We start from the raw sequence: 17,644 nt of genomic DNA on the forward strand, positions 1-17,644 counted from the left end.
TGGCATCCTTGAAAGGGAATGGTTCCGGCACAGTCACATCCCCGGCGCTCGTTTGAGCTCACTCTTGCCAGCGCTCGCCGCACCATGCTCTTCAGCGAGATCGTCCGGCTGGCCATCGACAGCTTCCGCGCCAGCAAAGTGCGCTTCATGCTGACGGCGCTCGGCATGGTCATCGGCTCGGCCTCGGTCATCTTCGTCGTCACCATCGGCCTTACCGGAAAACAGTACATTCTCAATGCCATCGAAGGCATCGGCACCAATATGGTGGAGCTCGAGTACTCCGGCGGCGGAGCGGGCAACGTCAACACCAATTTCCAGAACGATCTTCTGACGCGCGATGACGAGCGTGCCGTCGACGAGCAGGTTCCCGCCGTTGCCGCCTCGTCGCCTATGCTCGAGATGCACGACCGCATCAGCTTCGGCAGCGGCCTCGTCAAGGATGTGCTCGTCCTCGGCGTCAGCCCGCAATATCGCCAGGTGCGCAACCTTATCGTGCTCTCCGGCCGCTTCTTCGACGACGAAGACGAGACCACGCACACCAAGGTCGCCGTCGTCACCGAGCCCTTCGCGCGCGCCATGTTCGGCAGCACCTCGGCGGCTATCAACGGAACCTTTCAGCTCAGCGGCATCCCCTTCACCATCATCGGAACCTTCCGCGAGCGCACGGACACCTTCGGCCAGTCCGAAATCGCCGACCAGACCATCCTTGTTCCCTATTCCGTTGCGCGCTACTTCACCGGCACCGACAACGTGAAGCAGATCTTCTTTTCCATCCGCGACGCAAGAGATGTCGAGGCCGCCTCAAAGCAGATCGTAAATGTCGTGCACGGCCGCCACCAGCAGAATTCCGTCTACACCGCGCAGACTCTCACCGCGCTCCTCACCACCGCCAGCCTTATCGCCAACGCGCTCACCATCGTGCTTATGCTGGTCTCAGCCGTCACGCTCGCCGTCGGCGGCGTTGGCATCATGAACATCATGCTGGCCACCGTGCGCTCGCGCATCCGCGAAATCGGCATTCGCAAGGCCCTCGGAGCCACCGCGCGCGAAATCAAGCTTCAGTTCCTCATCGAGGCTGTCTTTATCTCGCTCGCCGGAGGTCTCATCGGCACGATCATCGGCCTCGCCGTGCCTTTCTCTGTCCGGTTCTTCACCAGCTATCGCGTTCCTGTCTCCGGATGGTCCGCCGTCATTGCCCTCGTCACCTCGACGATGGTCGGCATCATCTTTGGAACGCTGCCGGCCAACCGCGCCGCCCAGCTCGATCCCGTCGAATCCCTCAAGTACGAATAACGCAGGAGCAGCGAGCGCAGCGATTAGCCATCAGGAGGTAGCGATGAGAGAACAGGAAACAGAGAATTCAATGCACCGCACTGCCTCTCTTCTAATGGCTAATCCCTGATCCCTGCCTTTACCGCATCTTCACGCCTGCAGGAATCACCGCCAGCGCGACTTCCATCTCCGTTCCATCCGGCAGATGCACATTTTTGCCGTGTGAGAGGAACGTCGCCGAATTCGCGTCGTGAATATCGCTCTTCAGTGTTACTCCCGGCACGCCGTTCTGCGGCGTCTGCTGCTGCTGTTGCCCGGCCTCTTCACCGGAAGGCATGCCCGCTCCGCTCATCTGCGGCTGCGAAGCGGAAGCAGACGCCGCTCCGGATGATCCCGACGGCATGCCCGCTCCGCCCGGTACTCCCACGCCGCCCGGAGAAGACGCGCTCGGCATCGGTGCGCCGCCGCCTTCGCCCGCATTCGGCTGCTGCATCGGGTTCACCGGCTGAACAATCGCCGTCACCGTCGCCTTGATCGGGAGCTGCTGCCCATCCTTCAGGCGCGCATGATCGAACGTCACCACAATCGTCGAATCGCCTTTATGCTCCGACGCCGTGACCTGATCCACGTGCCCCACCAGCTCCGTACTCTTCGGCAGCGTCTGCGCGTCCGGAATCTGCACATCCTGCTGCAGCTTCGCCGTCACCGCGTCGCCCTGCTTCGCCTTCTTTGCATCGAGTGTTTTATCGAGCTCTGCTTTTGCCGGAACCATCTGGATCGTCCGTGCCGCCGGCTGCTGCGCCGTATCGCCCGCGGCCGTATTCTGGGCGCTCATCGCCGGAGCTGCCAGAAAAGCCGTCATCGCCGCCGCAGCGCATGGCAAAATCCACCGCTGTATCTGTCTCTGCATACAAAGCCTCATTTCCGCCGCGCATCGTCCTCTTGCGGGGACGCTCCTCCGCGAAATAGCGTTGCCTGCCGCACCGCCGCTGTTAAACTGGAAACAGGCAGCTTCGCCCCGTTTTTTCTGAATCGAAGCAACCATCAGAGCTATGGCCACCGCCACCCCACTCCCGATCTCCGTCAGCGAGTATCTCCATACGAGCTATCGCCCGGACTGCGACTACGTGGACGGCATCATCGAGGAGAGAAACCTGGGCGAGTTAGATCACGCAGCCATGCAGGGCGCACTTATGCAGTGGTTTAGCCAACATGCGCGCGAGTGGGGAATTCACGTCTACCCTGAGATCCGCGTCCAGGTCTCCTCAACGCGCTTCCGCATCGCCGATATCTGTCTGGTCTCCCGGCAGGCGCCGCGCGAGCAGATCATTCAGACGCCTCCTGTCGCCGTGATCGAAATTCTCTCCCCCGAGGACCGCAGGCCGCGATACGCCCAGCGCCTCGATGACTATCGCCACATGGGCGTGAAGCACATCTGGGTCATCGACCCCGCCACGCGCAAAGGCTTCGACTGTTCTTCCCGGGACTGGATCGAAACATCGCACTTCGTCGTCTCCGGCAGCCCTGTTCACCTTGATCTTGCGGCGCTCTTCGCCGCCATCGACGAAGACCACGCCCGGTAGCTGCTTTTTCCGTCGGGTGGCTGGATGCCATCGCCCTCCGGAAAGCACTGCCCGAAACCCGGCGAGCCGCGGTCGCACCGCGCTCCGGCAACAGAAAGAGCTTAGGAAATCCCTGTGAGCACCATTCGCAATATCGCCATCATCGCCCACGTCGACCACGGCAAGACCACCCTCGTTGATGCCATGCTCCGCCAGGCCGGAACCTTCCGCGCCAATGAAGCCGTCGCCGACCGCGTCATGGACTCCAACGACCTCGAGCGCGAGCGCGGCATCACCATCCTCGCCAAGAACACCGCCATCTTTTTCAAAAACGAGAAGATCAACATCGTCGACACCCCCGGCCACGCCGACTTCGGCGGTGAGGTCGAGCGCGCCCTCAAGATGGTCGACGGCGTCATGCTCCTCGTCGATGCCTCCGAAGGTCCGCTGCCGCAGACTCGCTACGTGCTCTCCAAGGCCCTCGAAGCCGGCCTGCCCGTCATCCTGACCATCAACAAGATCGACCGCCCCGACGCGCGTCCGCAAGAGGTTCTGAACGAGGTCTACGACCTCTTCATCGACCTCGACGCCAGCGAAGACCAGATCGACTTTCCCGTCCTCTACACCAACGGCAAGCAGGGAACCGCGACCACCGACATCGCCATCTCTGGCACCGACCTTCAGCCCCTTTTCGAGCAGATCCTCACCACCATCCCCACCGCGAAGGGGGACGCAGCCGCTCCGCTCCAGGTCCAGGTCACCAATCTCGACTACTCCGACTACCTCGGCCGCCTCGGCATCGCGAAGGTCTTCAACGGAACCCTCAAAACCGGCGACGAAGTCTACATCTCCAAGCTCGACGGCTCGCTTGAAAAGACCCGCATCACCAAGCTCTTCAGCTTCAGCGGCCTCAAGCGCACCGACATTACCGAGACCGAGCTGGGCGATATCGTCGCCGTCGCCGGAGTCACCGGCATCACCATCGGCGAGACCATCACCTCCATCGAAACCCCCGCGCCCATGCCGCCCATCGTCATCGACGAGCCGACCATTGCCATGCAGTTTTCGGTCAACAACTCGCCCATGGCCGGACGCGAAGGCAAGTACGTCACCTCGCGCAACCTTCGCGAGCGCCTCGACAAGGAGCTCCTCACCAACGTCTCCATCCGCGTCGAAGAGACCGGCAGCCCCGACAGCTTCAAGGTTCTCGGCCGCGGTGAGCTCCAGCTCGCCATTCTGATCGAGATGATGCGCCGCGAAGACTTCGAGCTCATGGTCGGCCGCCCCGAGATCGTCACCCGCACCATCGAGGGCAAGACGATGGAGCCAGTCGAGCACCTCACCATCGACATCCCCGACAACTTCGTCGGCACGGTGATTGAGCGCCTCGGGCCCCGCAAGGGCGAGATGGTCAAGATGCACGGCCACGGCCGCGTCCGCCTCGAATTCCGCGTTCCTTCGCGCGGCCTCATCGGTCTGCGCAGCGAGCTGCTCACCGAGACCCGCGGCACCATCGTCATGAATTCGATCTTCGATGGCTACATGCCGTATCAGGGTGAGATCCCGCAGCGCCCCACCGGCGCCCTCATCGCCGATCGCACCGGAACCACCACCGCCTATGCACTCGAAGGCCTCGAAGACCGCGGCGTGCTCTTCGTCCCGCCTGGCGTGGAAGTCTATGAAGGCATGGTCATCGGCGAGCACTCCCGCGACAATGACCTCGACGTCAACGTCGTCCGCGAAAAGAAGCTCACCAACATGCGCGCGTCCTCATCGGATGAGTCCGTTCGCCTCACCCCGCCCCGCGCCATGAACCTCGAGCAGGCCATCGAGTTCATCGCCGAGGACGAAATGGTCGAGGTCACGCCCAAATCTCTCCGTCTGCGCAAAAAGGTCCTGCAGGCCAACCGCCGGCCCAAACGCTACGCGCCGGTCTCCAGCTAATTCCGTGTCCGCGCCGGGGCGAGTCTTTTCTCGATGAGACGCGCCCCGTCTGCAGGTCAGCGCCTGTGCTGACCTGCGCCGCATCCTCTTTTAGTCCGGGCCAAACCTCCTCTCTCCCCCACCCGGCAATTGTCATTTCTTTATCTCAACTTCCTGCACCTGCAATCCGAACCCATCCAGCCGCCGTACCCACTGCAATGAAAACTTCGTCTCTGCGAAGTGCATTGCCCCGCCCGCTCGACTTCGCGCGCCCCCATCAGGATGTTTCACTTTGTGAGGTCTATATGCAGGAAGCCACCATCGTGGAAAAAACCCGTACGTCTGTCGCTCGCCGCGCCTTTCTGAAGAATGCCGGCGGAGCCGCAGCCTTTGCCGCCGCCGCACTCGCCGGAGGCACGCAGCTTCTGCGCGCCCAGGGCACCAGCGTCATCGACACGCCGCAGGAGATCTTCACCGCCGCGCTCGTCGCCGAAGATCTCGCCAACGTTTTCTACTACAACGTGCTCACCGGCCCGGTCATCCAGAACGCCAACCTCGCCGGTCCCGGCGGCAGCGCGAAAAACATCGCGCCCACCGGACAAGCCGACGATGTCGGCTACCTTCGCGCAGCACTCTACGAAGAGTTCCAGCATGCTCTGCTCTTCCGTCAGCTGCTGGGCAGCAACTCCAACTCCACCGACCCCTTCCAGACGTTCTATTTCGACAGCGCTGCATTTTCCGATCTCGACACCTTCGTCAACACCCTCGTCGCGCTGGAGCAGGCCTTCATCGGCGCCTATCTCGCCGCCATCCTTGAATTCAGCACCCTCGCCGCGCAGGGTAAAACCCTCACCTTCGGCGGCCAGCAGTTCACGCCCGGCCAGCTGGCCTACTTCGCCCAGGTCTCGGCCACCATCATGGGCGTGGAGTGCGAGCATCGGGCCCTCGGCCGCTCCATCAATCCTCTTTTCATCCCCGCCAACAACACCACCTACGAGTCGACCGACGGAATTCTCTCCGTCTTCAACGGCCCCAGCTCCGCCGTCGCCGCGCTTACTCCGTTCATCACCCCCGGCAGCGGAAAGACCGCCTATCCGCTCAAACAGGCGCATGACTTCGCCTACACCGTCTGGACCTTCACCGCCGGAAACATCCCCGCCCCGCCCGCATCCTGACGCCGCCTCGAACCGGAAGACAGAGAGGCGTCGCTTTCCGGCGCGCCTCTCTTTCGCTCTCCCGCTCTCGCGCCTCTGCTGCGGGCCCGCGCTGTGTTAGTGTTTGGTTAAGAGCCTGACCGCGCCCCAGGCGCCTCGGGTGTGTATTGCATGTCGCCTCAGCCGAATCTTCTTTCGCCGAACACCTCACAGGCATCGGCTGCGAACAAGTCTCACCGGCAGGAGCCCTCCTGGCTCCGGCGTTCGGAGCTGATCCTGCGTGTGCTCGTTCGCCTCTATATCGGTCTTATTCTTGTCGTTCTGCCCTGGACGCACTTCTGGGCCGACAATCGCTTCTTTATCTACTTCGCTCCCGTCGCCCGCTTCACCGTCAGCGGACCCTTCCGCGGCTTCATCTCCGGCCTCGGCCTTCTGAATATCTGGATCGCCATCACCGACGCCGTCTTCCACAAGGAACCCTGAGCCGTCCGTCCCTCCGCTCCGGAGAGGTATCCTCTTCAAAGGACAGGCAGCATCGCTCTGTGCCATCCCGTCACCCCGCGGACCAGGAGAGCCGCACCGATCATGTCCCGGAAAACCCCTGAGCCGCTGGCCTCCGCTCCACTCGCCTACGAAAACCCTGCCTTCCTCAACAGCCCCGACGGCCGCATCATCCGCATTCTCTCCGAGTACTCCGAGCCCCTCGCCCGCTTTCGCCGCGAGCGCATCCAGGACACCGTCGTCTTCTTCGGCTCCGCCCGCTTCCGCGCTATCGCCGAGGCCAGCCACGATCTCGACGAGGCCAGGCGCGACCTCGAGCTCCTCGAAAACACCGGCTCCCGCCAGCCCGCTCCCGAAGAAGAGCAGCCCGCGCGCCGTCCCGATCTCGATCAGGGAGAGACCAGCGCCCTCCGCCGCCGTCGCGCCGAGGCCGCCGTCGAAATGGCCCGCTATTACGAGGACGCCCGCCGTCTCGCCGGACTTCTCACCGAGTGGACAAAGACCCTCCGCTCCCGCCGTCATCGCTTCGTCGTCACCTCCGGCGGAGGCCCCGGCATCATGGAAGCAGCCAATCGAGGCGCCTGGGAAGCCGGCGGCAAATCCATCGGCCTCAACATCCGTCTGCCCTTCGAGCAGATGCCCAACCAGTACATCACCCCCGCGCTCAACTTCGAGTTCCACTACTTCTTCATGCGCAAGTACTGGTTCGCCTATCTCGCCAAAGCGCTCGTCGTCTTTCCCGGCGGCTTCGGCACCCTCGACGAGATGTTCGAGATCCTCACCCTCGCCCAGACGCAGAAGCTGGCCAAAAAAATCACCGTCGTCGTCTACGGCTCGTCTTACTGGAAGGAGGTGCTCAATCTCGACGTCCTCGTCGAAAAGGGCGCCGTCTCCCCGCGCGACCGCGATCTCTTCCAGTTCGCCGACACCCCCGAGCAGGCCTTCGAGCTCCTCCGCGACGGCCTCATCCGCAACCATCTGGAGCCCGAAGCCGCCCGCCCCGAAGCCGACGTACCCGACATCGCCCACACACGGAGCTAAAAAGCGGTCAGCTAAGAAGCGGTCAGCTAAGAAGCGGTCAACTAAAGTCCGGGCTGCTAAGAACCGGTTAGTTAAAGTCCGGCCATCGGCGGCAATGCAGCGGAGGGATCTGCTTTCTCTTCCCTCTGCAGAATCTCGGGTGCCCCACCTTCGCGAACCGGGGTCCCCAACGCACGTGGTGTTCGTGCGCTGGGGTGGAGAAGCTAAGGTGGGAGGGTCATCTCGCGCAGGGAGATCCGGTAGAAGCCCCGGGCTTCAGCCCGGGGAAATCACGCCGGAAACGAAAAGGGGCTTCAGCCTCGGGCCTTTTTCGCAGGTCAGATATTTCGGCTCGAAAAGAGAACTTCAATTTCGCCCCATCCATGAGCCGGCCAAATCTTCCGCTGACCGTCTTATCGCTGACCGTCTTATCGCTGACCGTCTTATCGCTGACCGTTTTTCCGCTGACCGTCTCATCGCTGCCCGCCCCTTACCTGAACAGGTAACCCCCACATTTGACCCTCCTTTTGCCTGCCCGTAATGCCTCGTTCACGGTGCAATCCGATACTCAGCGCAGGCAGGATCTACGGGAGGAACCAAATGGCCGAACTCCGCCGCATCTCGTATCTCTGGAAGGACGCCGACGCTGCTCGTGGCTGTTCCACCGCTGTTTCGCTCCACAGTCACACCAATCAGTCGAAAGAAACCCTCGACTTCCTGGCGAACCTCGGCAACACCTATCCGCTCATGCGTCCGCTGCTCAGCTTCGGCGAGCGCCGCGCCCGCGAGCGCTATGGTGTGACCGTCAATTACGCCTCGGCCTGGTGGACACCGCCCCTCACGCCGCGTCTGGCCTTCGATCTCGAGAGCCGCCAGATCGAAAAGCTCGGCCTCCAGCCTCTCGTTTCCATCACCGATCACGACACCATCGCCGCGCCCATGCTTCTGCGCACCGTCGCCTCGGCCCGCCACATCCCCGTATCGGTTGAGTGGAGCGCTCCCTTTGGCGGCGATCAGGCCTTTCACCTCGGCATTCACAATCTGCCCAGCGACACCGGCGCCGAGTGGATGAAAATCTTCGAGCAGTACACCGCCGAGCCCGGCACGGCCGCTGAAAAGTCAAAACGGCTCACGGAAATCCTCTCTGCTCTGCACGCCCTGCCCAACGTGCTCGTCGTCTTCAATCACCCGCTCTGGGATCTCTATCTCATCGGAGCCGAAAGGGCCGCCCAGCGCGTCGACGAGTTCCTCCACATGAACCACGAGTTCATGCACGCCTTCGAGCTCAACGGCCTCCGCCACTGGGAAGAGAATCGCGCCGTCAAGCACCTCGCCCGCCGGTGGAACAAGCTCCTCATCTCCGGCGGCGACCGCCACGGTCTCGAGCCCAACGCCAACATCAATCTCTCGAACGCGTCCAGCTTCACCGAGTTCGTGCATGAGGTCCGCTACGAGGGCCGCAGCCACGTCCTCTTCATGCCGCAATACGCGCAGCCCTGGAAGCACCGCATCCTCGAGTCCACCCTCGACGCCATCCGCGATTATCCGGAGTTTCCGCAGGGCTCCCGCACCTGGGACGAGCGTGTCTACCACCCCGATGCCAACGGCGTCCCCCGCCCGCTCTGCGCAATGTGGCCCGGCGACGGCTCCGCTCCCTGGTATCTGCAGCGCGCCATTCAGGCGGTCCGCCTCATGGGCAGCCGCCCCGTCTCCGGCAGCCTCAGGATGGCCTGGAGCGAATCCCGCGAACTCGGCTTCGCCCTCGGCGAAGAAGCCTTCTGATCGGAAGAAGCCTTCCGGCTTTATGGGTCGCCGCACAGGCGCCCACCACACAGGTGCTCCCACTCTTCATGCAAGGAAGGGTGGGAACGCACACCCTGATTGGCGACAAGGAAGGAAGTCGGGGATGGCACGGAAGATTCGGGTGACAAGGAACTAGTTCATTCCCTTGTCCGGACAGACGGGCATGGGGCACCGGCATAACTTTGTTCGCCGGGGTCCCCAACGCACGTGGTGTTCGTGCGCTGGGGTGGAGAAGCTAAGGTGGGAGGGTCATCTCGCGCAGCGAGATCCGGTAGAAGCCCCGGGCTTCAGCCCGGGGGAAAGAGCAGCGAAATAAAAGGGGCTTCAGCCCCGGGCTTCACGAATTTCCTTTGCTCGCACCGGCAGCATCCGGAGCGTTGGTTTCCTTCTCTTCGTCCCAAACGGGATGGGGCAGGCGCGAAGCGAAGGACCTGCATTTCCTGCTGGGCGAAAGATGGGAAGTGTCATCGCTTCGTATCAGGGCACGGCTTTAGCCGTGCCGAACCAGCCTCAAAAACCGAAGGGCTTCAGCCCCTGCGCAAGCATAGTCACGGAATATATCCCATCTCGCGCAGCGAGATCCGGTAGAAGCCCCGGGCTTCAGCCCGGGGAAAAGAGCAGCGAAATAAAAAAGGGGCTTCAGCCCCGGGCCTCACGAATTTCCCTTGCCCGCATCGGCAGCATCCGGAGCGTTGGCCTCCTCCGCTGGCGCAGGGGGAACCGCCGCCGGATCTGCCGGCTGGTTCTGCGCCGCAACCGGAACAGCCGCGAGACCCTGACCCGGGGCTGGCGCCGCAGATTCCGGAGCCGGCTCAGCCCCAGCCGCCGCAGGCTGCGATGGCGGTGCCGGCGGAAGCTTCTGTACCGGTGGAATCCCTCCCGCAGCGTCTTTAGTCTCCTGTCCTCTCTGGATAATCCGGTCGAGCATATCCGGTACAAATCGCTCTGCAAAGCCCGCGATGAAGCTCCACAGAAACAGCTTGGCGTAATCCAGACTGGCCATCGGAAGCAGCCGGAAAAGGAACGGCCAGTTTTCCGGGTAAGCGATCTTGCTGTCCGGTGGGATCGCATGAAAGGACGGAAAAACCGTGCCGCCGACCAGATTGGCGATAAAAATCAGCAGCAGCACCACGGCGAACAGTGCGCCGATCAGCGGAGACAGCCACAGAAAGTAGCTGCTGTTCTGCACCGCCTGGATTACCATCAGTGAATCCGCGTCCTCGCTGTTGATCGACTGCATCCGCCGCAGGGAGCTCACATACCCTCCCAGAATGCCTGCATAGAGCACAGTCGCCAGAACCGCGATAAACGGGATGTGCAGCCAGCGGCCGGTGATCAGCAGAGCCAGTGCCCACAGAACCGTATAGGTGAGCACCCATCGGACCACGCGAATGGTCAGGTGGGTCTGTACCGAATCCAGCTGCGGCCCCAGAACGTACCGCCAGTGAATGCCGCTCGCCAGCGTCTTCAGATCTCCCAGCAGCGATTTGCGAATCGCCGTGTCCGACCCGTTGCACTTGTTCAGATCGGCTGGCTGATAGACCCCGTACTGCCGCTCTCCCACCACTTCGCGGTACCGCAGCCGCAGCACCGGCGCCCGCTGCAGCAGTGTCTCCGTCGGCTGCAGCGACAGCAGCGTCTGTTCCAGCTCCAGCAGGCTGCCCCGGTTCAGCTGCTCCGGGCTTGTCCGGAAGGTATCGATGATCGCCTTCGCCCGGACCATCGCCGGATCGGTAGCCGGCACATCCAGCGCATCCAGCTCCGCGATCATATGTTCAACATAGGCCGTGTCCCATGGGTACAGAGGGACAGACCTGCGTGTAAAAGGCCAGCTCATGAGGTATCTCCTTGGCATGCGGTCGAACAGCACTGGGGAGAAAGAAGAGGGGAAGCCGGATCGGAGAGCCAGGTCAGCAGCCGGATGAGCCGCGAACGTACCAGCCGCGCAAGCCGCGGTCAAGCGGATTCTTCTGCAAAGCGTCCGCGCCCCCGTGTCGTCGTCGCCCGGCTCAACAGGAGCAGGCTCTCTGTCCGCGGCCGCAACATCAGTCTGCTTGCCGCCCGGCAGCCCGCCGGTATCAACCGAAGCCTCGTTTTTTATTCGGTTCTGATCGAGCTCCGCAAAGACGATCCGCAAACATAGCGCGAAACCCATCCGCCGGGAAGCCAAAATGCTTCTGTTCCGATAGACTGAGAGCGGGTTTCTCCTGTGGACTGAGGGGGCTATGCCATCCGAGGCGGGCTTTCAGTGCGCTGGCTGTGGAGAGTGGAATGAAACTGTGGTCGACGAGTCTGCCGGAAAACGGCAATCGTATGTCGAAGACTGTCAGGTGTGCTGCAAGCCCAACCTGCTGGTTATCTCGTGGAATGGTGGCAGGTTTGTCATCCGCGCCGAACTGGAAAGCTGAAAGCCTCGACTCGGGAGTGTGGCAGTAGCCGGATGATGAACAGCACGCAGTATGAAACACCGGGGTTGGGGTCTGCCCCTTCCGTCACATATAATCGCCTTTTCCGAGAATCCGGCCAGATTTTCAGCAGTGAGGGTGTGCCTATTTTTCCCGTCGATCGTTGGAGCGCAGACTCCCGGAGCCATCAGAGCAATTCTTTGCGTCGTCAGTCCCGGGGGCTCATGCGTGCCGGAGTGCCGTCCTGCCGCATGATGAAGTTATTCGTTCTCATTCTGTTGTCCCTGACCGCTGCCTCCGCATGGGCGCAGCAGCAGACCATCAGTCAGATTCGCGTCATCGGCAACCGCCGCATCCCCAAGGAAACCGTTCTCGCGCGCATCTTCAGCCGCGTCGGCGAGCCTTACGATCCGCTGACCGTCGAGCGCGACTTCAACTCGCTCTGGAACACCGGCTACTTTGAGGATGTTCGCATCGAGAAGGAAGACTCGCCGCAGGGCGCGGTCCTCGATATCTACGTCCGCGAAAAACCCACCATCCGCGAGATCAACTACAAGGGCCTCAACTCCGTCACCCTGTCCGATGTCCTCGACCGGTACAAGAAGGAGAAGACCGGCCTTTCGGTCGAAAGCCAGTACGACCCCACGCGTATCGCCGCCGCCGTCACCGTGCTGCGTGAGCTGCTCGCCGAGCACGGCCACCAGTTCGCTACCATTAAGACCGACATCAAGACCATTCCGCCCGCATCTGTTCAGGTCAACTTCCTCATCAAGGAAGGTCCCAAGGTCAAGGTCGGCAAAATTCAGTTCGTCGGCAATGACCACGTCAGCTCCCGCATTCTGCGCGAGTCGATGAAGAATCTGCGGCCCGTCGGCATCCCGCACTCCATCTTCCTGGAAAATCTCTTCGCCAAGACCTACGACGCCAGCAAGCTCGAAGAGGATTCCGAGCGCGTGCGCCAGGCCTATCGCGACCGCGGCTATCTCCGCGGCGGCCCGGTCGGTGAGCCGCAGACGCATATCCGCAACGAAGGCGGTCTCTCATGGATCACCTTCCGTCCCCGCAAGGGCAAGGACATCGATATCAAAATGAATATCGATGAGGGTCAGCGCTACCGTCTGGCCGGTATTACCTTCAGCGGAAACAAGGCCGTCACCAACGCCAAAGCGCTCCGCGCGCAGTTCGCCATGAAGGACGGAGACTGGTTCAACGCAACCGCCTTCGGCAAGGGCCTCGACAACCTGCGAAAGGCCTACGGCCAGCTCGGCTACATCAACTTCACCGGCATCCCCAACCCGACCTTCGACGACGCGAAGCACACCGTTACCTTCAACGTCGACATCGACGAAGGCAAGCCCTTCTACGTCTCCCGCATCGAGTTCCAGGGCAACACCGTCACCCGCGACTTCGTCATCCGCCGCGAGCTGCTCCTCCAGGAAGGCCAGATCTACAACAGCCATCTCTGGGAGCTGAGCCTGATGCGCCTCAATCAGCTCGATTACTTCGATCCGCTCAAGGTCGATCAGGACTCCGAGACCCATCAGAACGCCGAAAACGGCACTGTCGATCTGCTCCTCAAGGTGCACGAAAAGGGCAAGAACTCCATCGGCCTCAACGGCGGCGTCAGCGGCCTCTCCGGATCGTTCCTCGGCCTCAACTATCAGACCAACAACTTCCTCGGACTCGGTGAAACCCTCACCGTCCAGGCCAGCGTTGGCGATCTGGCGCGCAATCTCGTCTTCAGCTTCAACGAGCCGTATGTGCGCAACAAGCCGCTGAACCTCGGCTTCTCGGTCTTCGACAGCAAGTCCGACTACAACGCCTCGAAGAACTACCAGGTCACCGGCAGCGCCGCCAACCTCAGCGCGGCTACCACGTCTCTGCTGCAGAACTACAATCAGTCGAGCACCGGTTTCACCATCTCCGGAAGCTACCCGCTCAAGCACTTCAGCAAATTCGGCTTCCCGCGCTTCGGTGTCACCTACTCGTTCAACGATTCGTCGATTCGCACCTTCAGCGCCGCGTCGGCCAATCTCTTCCAGACGCTGGCCTTCCGCAGCGGCATCCAGGGCCAGAACGCCCTCCAGGGCATCGTCAACAGTTCGGCATCGTTCAGCCTTTCGATCAATAAGCTGGACAGCACCTACATGCCGCACACCGGCCAGGAGCTCTCGGCCGCATTCCAGATCTCCGGACTCTGGGGCAACGTTCGCTACATTCGCCCCGTCATCGAGTTCCGTCAGTTCCGTCCCATCAAGGGTCTGTGGTTTAACCCTGAAGGCCGCAACACCTTCGGATATCGTCTGCAGGCGGCATATATCCGCGGTATCAGCGGCGACGTCGCGCCTCCCTTCGATCGTCTCTATCAGGGCGGCGAGTCCGATCTTCGCGGCTTCGATGTCCGCTCCGGAACCCCGTACGGCTTCGTTCCCACGCGCGTCCAGTTCGCTCTCACCAATCCCGACGGCAGCACCGTTCCACGCGATCCCAACAATCCGAACCTTGGACCGATTGAGGTGCCGCTGCCCGTCTACGGCATCGCTTCCATCGGTGGTGACGCCAACTTCACCTCCAACTTTGAATACCGCATTCCGATCTACGCCCGGACCGTGGCCTTCAACATCTTCGATGACTTCGGCCTCGACATGGCACTCGACAGGAACCAGCTCCGGCAAAGCCCCCAGGGACTCGACGCCCTTACCTCGCCGCTCTACGGCTGCCCGAACTACGTGAACGGCGCCTGCCAGGGGGGCTTCCCGATTAAGTTCAGTCCCAACATCGACCCCATCTCCGGAACCAACTTCGTCCCGCGTATGTCGGCCGGTGGAGAGCTGGACGTGATGATGCCGATCATCAACGCGCCCTTCCGCCTCTACTACGCCTTCAACCCGCTTCGTCTCGAAGAGAATTTCACGCGCCAGGATCTCATTACCCGCGCCATGTTCCCCTCAGGCGGCGCCGGCGACTACTCCTATGCGCGAGCGGAGCAGTTTTACAACGGCCTTTATCAGCTTCGCGAGCCCCGCAAGACCTTCCGTCTCGCGGTCAGCACCACCTTCTGATCCTTCCGGGGCAGGGTCCGCTCTGCCCCGAATCTTACCGGGATGTTCATTGACGCCCCCTCTGACCCAACCTATAATTTTGTCAGCTTCTGAGCATGTCTACTGTCCGTGTCTCTCCTGCGCTTCCCGCTGAAAACCGGGAGCAGCTCCTGTGAAGTACGGAAGAGGTCGATACCAGGAAGCGATAGTTCGCTTCTAAGCAGGATGCGGGCGATCTTACCCAGGAATTTAAGGAGTTTGTCATTTCCATGAAGCGTTCGTTGTCACTCGTTTGTGTACTCGTGTCCGGATTCGTCGGCATGAGTGCCCTGGCTCAGGCCCCTGCGGATCCTGCGCCGGCCGCTGCCGCAGCCAGCCCCTCCGGCACTACCAAAATTGCGGTGATTGAATTTCAGGCAGCGGTGATGCGCACCAACGAAGGCCAGCGCAACTTCTCCGAGCTGCAGAAGAAGTATCAGCCCAAACAGCAGGCAATCAATCAACAGAATCTTGAGGTTGAAAACCTCAAGAAGCAGCTGCAGACCGCCGGCGACAAGCTCAGCGATCAGGAGCGCGCCTCCCAGCTGAAGTCGATCGACGAGAAGGAAAAGGATCTCCAGCGTCTGGTCGAAGACACCAAGAATGATTATCAGTCCGAGATGGGCGATACCTTCAATCAGCTTGCACAGAAGGTCGGTGAGGTCGCGACCACCTATGCGCAGCAGAATGGCTTTGGCCTCCTCATTGACGCCGGTACGCAGCAGAGCGGTGTTCTCTGGGCCAGCCCCACATCCGACATTACGCAGGCTGTGATCACGGCCTACAATGCCAAGTCAGGTGTTCCGGCTCCCGCCAGCGTGCCCTCCGCGCCGACGCCGCAGCACACTCCGGCAGCCCACACGGGCGCGACCGGTGCGCATACCACCGCCAGCCATTGATCCGGCGTTTTTTCCACGAAAAAGAGGCTCCGTCAGGAGCCTCTTTTCTTTTCCGGGCCATTTTCTCTGGATGTTCTGCTGTACGCCGAGCAACCCTTCTGCCTGTGGAAAATTTTGTGGAATTCTTTTGCCGCAATCTTCCTGTCCGAAGTAATCCTGGAGCTTTCTTATCTTTGAAACTCGGGTCTTTCCGCCCCAGTCTGCTTATCTTTCAATCACTTACACGCAGAATTGCCGGGCTTCCGCCTCACTGCAGCAGGAAGGATCGCGCGCCTGCGCCGCAGAAAGCGCTTTCCACAGCAGAAGTTAATGTGTGATTACGAAACCCCAGGACAGGAACAGGGAAGACCGGGAAGCCAGAGAAAGAAGGAGTGCTTTTGGTGGAGCTAAACGGGATCGAACCGTTGACCTCCTCGTTGCGAACGAGGCGCTCTCCCAGCTGAGCTATAGCCCCACACTGGCCGGAAAAACTTTGTCTATTCTAGCAGTCTCTTTCCATTTCGCCAAAGGTCCATCGTGCCATCGATGCTGCAAACATGCCCCGGCTCCCCCGGCACGAATCCCGGGTGCCCCACCTTCGCGAACCGGGGTCCCCGGCGAACAAAGTTCGCTGGGGTGGAGAAGCTAAGGTGGGAAGGCAGTACTGAATCCGGGTGCCCCATGTCCGTGTTTTGGACATGGGGCACCCGGCAGAGAGACTCCCGCCAAAGAGCTTCACCGGCGCGTCACCGATGGAACGCGGTCGCGAATCGCGGCCGTCAGCGCCGTGCGCAGATCCTGAATACGATCCACCGCAATTTCGCCCTGCGCCAGGTCCGCGGCGCCTCCGCCGCGCATCCCGAAGGAGGCAAGCGCCTCTCGCAGCAGTTGTCCGCAGTGAAACTCCATATCATGGCTGTGCGCCAGCACCACCGATCCAGGATCGCTCTCCATACCGAACAGCAGCGCCACCGTCTGCGGAACCGACGCCGTCAGCCGCGAGGCCAGCAGACGAAGATACTCGCGGTCGCGGTCCGCATACACCCGGCTCACCAGCCGCAGCTGATCCTCGATCGGAACCTCTACCGCCAGCCGCGTCGCATGATACCCCGCCAGTTCCTCGCTAAGCCGCAGATGCTGCTTCGCCGATGCCTTCGTCTCGCTCTTCAGCCGTTCCAGCGCCGCAGGCAGATCGTCCGCCTTGCCCGAGATCAGAGCCGCAGCGCGCTCCAGCAGCTCTGCATCGTGCCGCGCCGCCGCCACCGCGCGCAGGCCGCAGACAAATTCCACGCGGACGCCGCGCGCCACTTTCTCTGTCCCGCGCACCAGCAGCCCGCCGATCTGTCCCGTAGAGCGGACATGCGTGCCCCCGCACGCATTCAGATCGCACTCCTCGATCTCAATCAGCCGGATCTCGCCTTCGCGCTCCGGCAGCTTGCGCAGTTGCCCCTCCGCGAGCAGCGCCTCCGCCTTCTCCCGCGGTACCACCTGCATGCGGACCGGCCTGTCTTCCGCAATGATCTCGTTCACGATGCGCTCCACGCGCTCCAGGCTGTGGTGTGCCGGAGCCGTCCCGGCAAGATCGATCGTCGAAGCCGTCTCGCCCAGGTGAAACGAGACTGTGGAAAGATGCAGCTCGCGCGCAAAGATCGCCGACAACAGATGCTGCCCCGTATGCTGCTGCATGTGGTCGAGCCTTCGGCTCCAGACAATCTCGCCTTCCACTTTGCTTCCCGCCAGCAGAGGCTTCTCCGTGGTGTGCCACACCTCTCCGTGCTCGTCTTCTTCCACGGACTCGATCGGAGCTTCCAGCACCGCTCCTGTTCGCGACACCGCCCGCAGCACGCCCGTGTCGAAGGGCTGCCCTCCGCTCGTGGGATAAAAGGCCGTGCGGTCCAGCGCAACCTGCCACACCGAGCGGCCCGCGGTGCGGGAAACCTCGCGAATATCGGTGACAGCCGCCTCGAAACTCTTCAGAAACGAATCAGCGTAATAGAGACGGTCAGACATACCGCAAACCCTCGCTCCTCCAGTGTAGGACGAATC

General features: G+C 61.8%; 13 protein-coding genes and 1 tRNA gene. 10 read left to right on the plus strand and 4 right to left on the minus strand.

Annotation, left to right across the window (positions count from 1 at the left end; all coding sequences use genetic code 11):
- The first annotated feature begins 18 nt into the window (after nt 1–18).
- The gene (locus D0Y96_RS14560) at nt 19–1,293 is read left to right on the plus strand and encodes an ABC transporter permease (protein ID WP_117301279.1); all 1,275 of its coding nucleotides are present in this window, start codon (nt 19–21) and stop codon (nt 1,291–1,293) included.
- Nucleotides 1,294–1,411: 118 nt separating this feature from the next.
- Here the strand turns inward: D0Y96_RS14560 and D0Y96_RS14565 are convergent, their stop codons facing one another.
- Nucleotides 1,412–2,182, minus strand: coding sequence for a hypothetical protein (locus D0Y96_RS14565; protein WP_147325074.1), 771 nt, complete (start codon nt 2,180–2,182; stop codon nt 1,412–1,414).
- A gap of 142 nt (nt 2,183–2,324) precedes the next feature.
- Here D0Y96_RS14565 and D0Y96_RS14570 point away from each other — a divergent pair, with 142 nt between their 5' ends.
- From D0Y96_RS14570 to D0Y96_RS14595, 6 genes are all read left to right on the plus strand, one after another.
- Nucleotides 2,325–2,855, plus strand: a complete 531-nt coding sequence (locus D0Y96_RS14570) for a Uma2 family endonuclease (RefSeq protein WP_117301284.1) — start codon at nt 2,325–2,327, stop codon at nt 2,853–2,855.
- 108 nt (nt 2,856–2,963) lie between these two features.
- Nucleotides 2,964–4,778 carry a translational GTPase TypA gene (typA, locus tag D0Y96_RS14575; RefSeq protein WP_117301287.1) on the plus strand — a complete coding sequence of 605 codons (1,815 nt, stop codon included), beginning with the start codon at nt 2,964–2,966 and terminating at the stop codon, nt 4,776–4,778.
- Nucleotides 4,779–5,062: 284 nt separating this feature from the next.
- Nucleotides 5,063–5,932 carry a ferritin-like domain-containing protein gene (locus D0Y96_RS14580; RefSeq protein WP_158562400.1) on the plus strand — a complete coding sequence of 290 codons (870 nt, stop codon included), beginning with the start codon at nt 5,063–5,065 and terminating at the stop codon, nt 5,930–5,932.
- A gap of 150 nt (nt 5,933–6,082) precedes the next feature.
- A complete protein-coding gene (locus D0Y96_RS14585) occupies nt 6,083–6,394 on the plus strand; it encodes a hypothetical protein (RefSeq protein ID WP_117301291.1) in 312 nt (103 codons plus the stop codon).
- 102 nt (nt 6,395–6,496) lie between these two features.
- Nucleotides 6,497–7,453: an LOG family protein gene (locus D0Y96_RS14590; RefSeq protein ID WP_117301293.1), complete on the plus strand. Its 957-nt coding sequence runs from the start codon at nt 6,497–6,499 to the stop codon at nt 7,451–7,453.
- Nucleotides 7,454–8,032: 579 nt separating this feature from the next.
- The gene (locus tag D0Y96_RS14595; protein ID WP_117301296.1) at nt 8,033–9,214 is read left to right on the plus strand and encodes a PHP domain-containing protein; all 1,182 of its coding nucleotides are present in this window, start codon (nt 8,033–8,035) and stop codon (nt 9,212–9,214) included.
- Nucleotides 9,215–9,887: 673 nt separating this feature from the next.
- Here the strand turns inward: D0Y96_RS14595 and D0Y96_RS14600 are convergent.
- Nucleotides 9,888–11,072, minus strand: coding sequence for a hypothetical protein (locus tag D0Y96_RS14600; protein ID WP_147325075.1), 1,185 nt, complete (start codon nt 11,070–11,072; stop codon nt 9,888–9,890).
- Nucleotides 11,073–11,460: 388 nt separating this feature from the next.
- Between D0Y96_RS14600 and D0Y96_RS14605 the strand changes: the two genes are divergently transcribed.
- The 3 genes from D0Y96_RS14605 to D0Y96_RS14615 all read left to right on the plus strand — a co-directional run bounded on the left by D0Y96_RS14605 (nt 11,461) and on the right by D0Y96_RS14615 (nt 15,619).
- The gene (locus D0Y96_RS14605; RefSeq protein ID WP_117301304.1) at nt 11,461–11,643 is read left to right on the plus strand and encodes a CPXCG motif-containing cysteine-rich protein; all 183 of its coding nucleotides are present in this window, start codon (nt 11,461–11,463) and stop codon (nt 11,641–11,643) included.
- A gap of 248 nt (nt 11,644–11,891) precedes the next feature.
- Nucleotides 11,892–14,702 carry an outer membrane protein assembly factor BamA gene (gene bamA / locus D0Y96_RS14610; RefSeq protein ID WP_350449085.1) on the plus strand — a complete coding sequence of 937 codons (2,811 nt, stop codon included), beginning with the start codon at nt 11,892–11,894 and terminating at the stop codon, nt 14,700–14,702.
- 299 nt (nt 14,703–15,001) lie between these two features.
- Nucleotides 15,002–15,619 carry an OmpH/Skp family outer membrane protein gene (locus D0Y96_RS14615; RefSeq protein WP_158562401.1) on the plus strand — a complete coding sequence of 206 codons (618 nt, stop codon included), beginning with the start codon at nt 15,002–15,004 and terminating at the stop codon, nt 15,617–15,619.
- 378 nt (nt 15,620–15,997) lie between these two features.
- Here the strand turns inward: D0Y96_RS14615 and D0Y96_RS14620 are convergent.
- Nucleotides 15,998–16,073: transfer RNA gene (locus D0Y96_RS14620), tRNA-Ala, on the minus strand.
- 260 nt (nt 16,074–16,333) lie between these two features.
- A complete protein-coding gene (locus D0Y96_RS14625; RefSeq protein WP_117301312.1) occupies nt 16,334–17,608 on the minus strand; it encodes an alanyl-tRNA editing protein in 1,275 nt (424 codons plus the stop codon).
- Between the last annotated feature and the right edge of the window lie 36 nt (nt 17,609–17,644).

The organism is Paracidobacterium acidisoli, from assembly GCF_003428625.2.
GTDB lineage: Bacteria > Acidobacteriota > Terriglobia > Terriglobales > Acidobacteriaceae > Paracidobacterium > Paracidobacterium acidisoli.

Coding starts and splice junctions, on each gene's coding strand:
- D0Y96_RS14560 (WP_117301279.1), top strand. CDS start 19: ATGGTTCCGGCACAGTCACATCCCCGGCGCTCGTTTGAGCTCACTCTT.
- D0Y96_RS14565 (WP_147325074.1), bottom strand. CDS start 2,182: ATGCAGAGACAGATACAGCGGTGGATTTTGCCATGCGCTGCGGCGGCG.
- D0Y96_RS14570 (WP_117301284.1), top strand. CDS start 2,325: ATGGCCACCGCCACCCCACTCCCGATCTCCGTCAGCGAGTATCTCCAT.
- D0Y96_RS14580 (WP_158562400.1), top strand. CDS start 5,063: ATGCAGGAAGCCACCATCGTGGAAAAAACCCGTACGTCTGTCGCTCGC.
- D0Y96_RS14585 (WP_117301291.1), top strand. CDS start 6,083: ATGTCGCCTCAGCCGAATCTTCTTTCGCCGAACACCTCACAGGCATCG.
- D0Y96_RS14590 (WP_117301293.1), top strand. CDS start 6,497: ATGTCCCGGAAAACCCCTGAGCCGCTGGCCTCCGCTCCACTCGCCTAC.
- D0Y96_RS14595 (WP_117301296.1), top strand. CDS start 8,033: ATGGCCGAACTCCGCCGCATCTCGTATCTCTGGAAGGACGCCGACGCT.
- D0Y96_RS14600 (WP_147325075.1), bottom strand. CDS start 11,072: ATGAGCTGGCCTTTTACACGCAGGTCTGTCCCTCTGTACCCATGGGAC.
- D0Y96_RS14605 (WP_117301304.1), top strand. CDS start 11,461: ATGCCATCCGAGGCGGGCTTTCAGTGCGCTGGCTGTGGAGAGTGGAAT.
- bamA (WP_350449085.1), top strand. CDS start 11,892: ATGATGAAGTTATTCGTTCTCATTCTGTTGTCCCTGACCGCTGCCTCC.
- D0Y96_RS14615 (WP_158562401.1), top strand. CDS start 15,002: ATGAGTGCCCTGGCTCAGGCCCCTGCGGATCCTGCGCCGGCCGCTGCC.
- D0Y96_RS14625 (WP_117301312.1), bottom strand. CDS start 17,608: ATGTCTGACCGTCTCTATTACGCTGATTCGTTTCTGAAGAGTTTCGAG.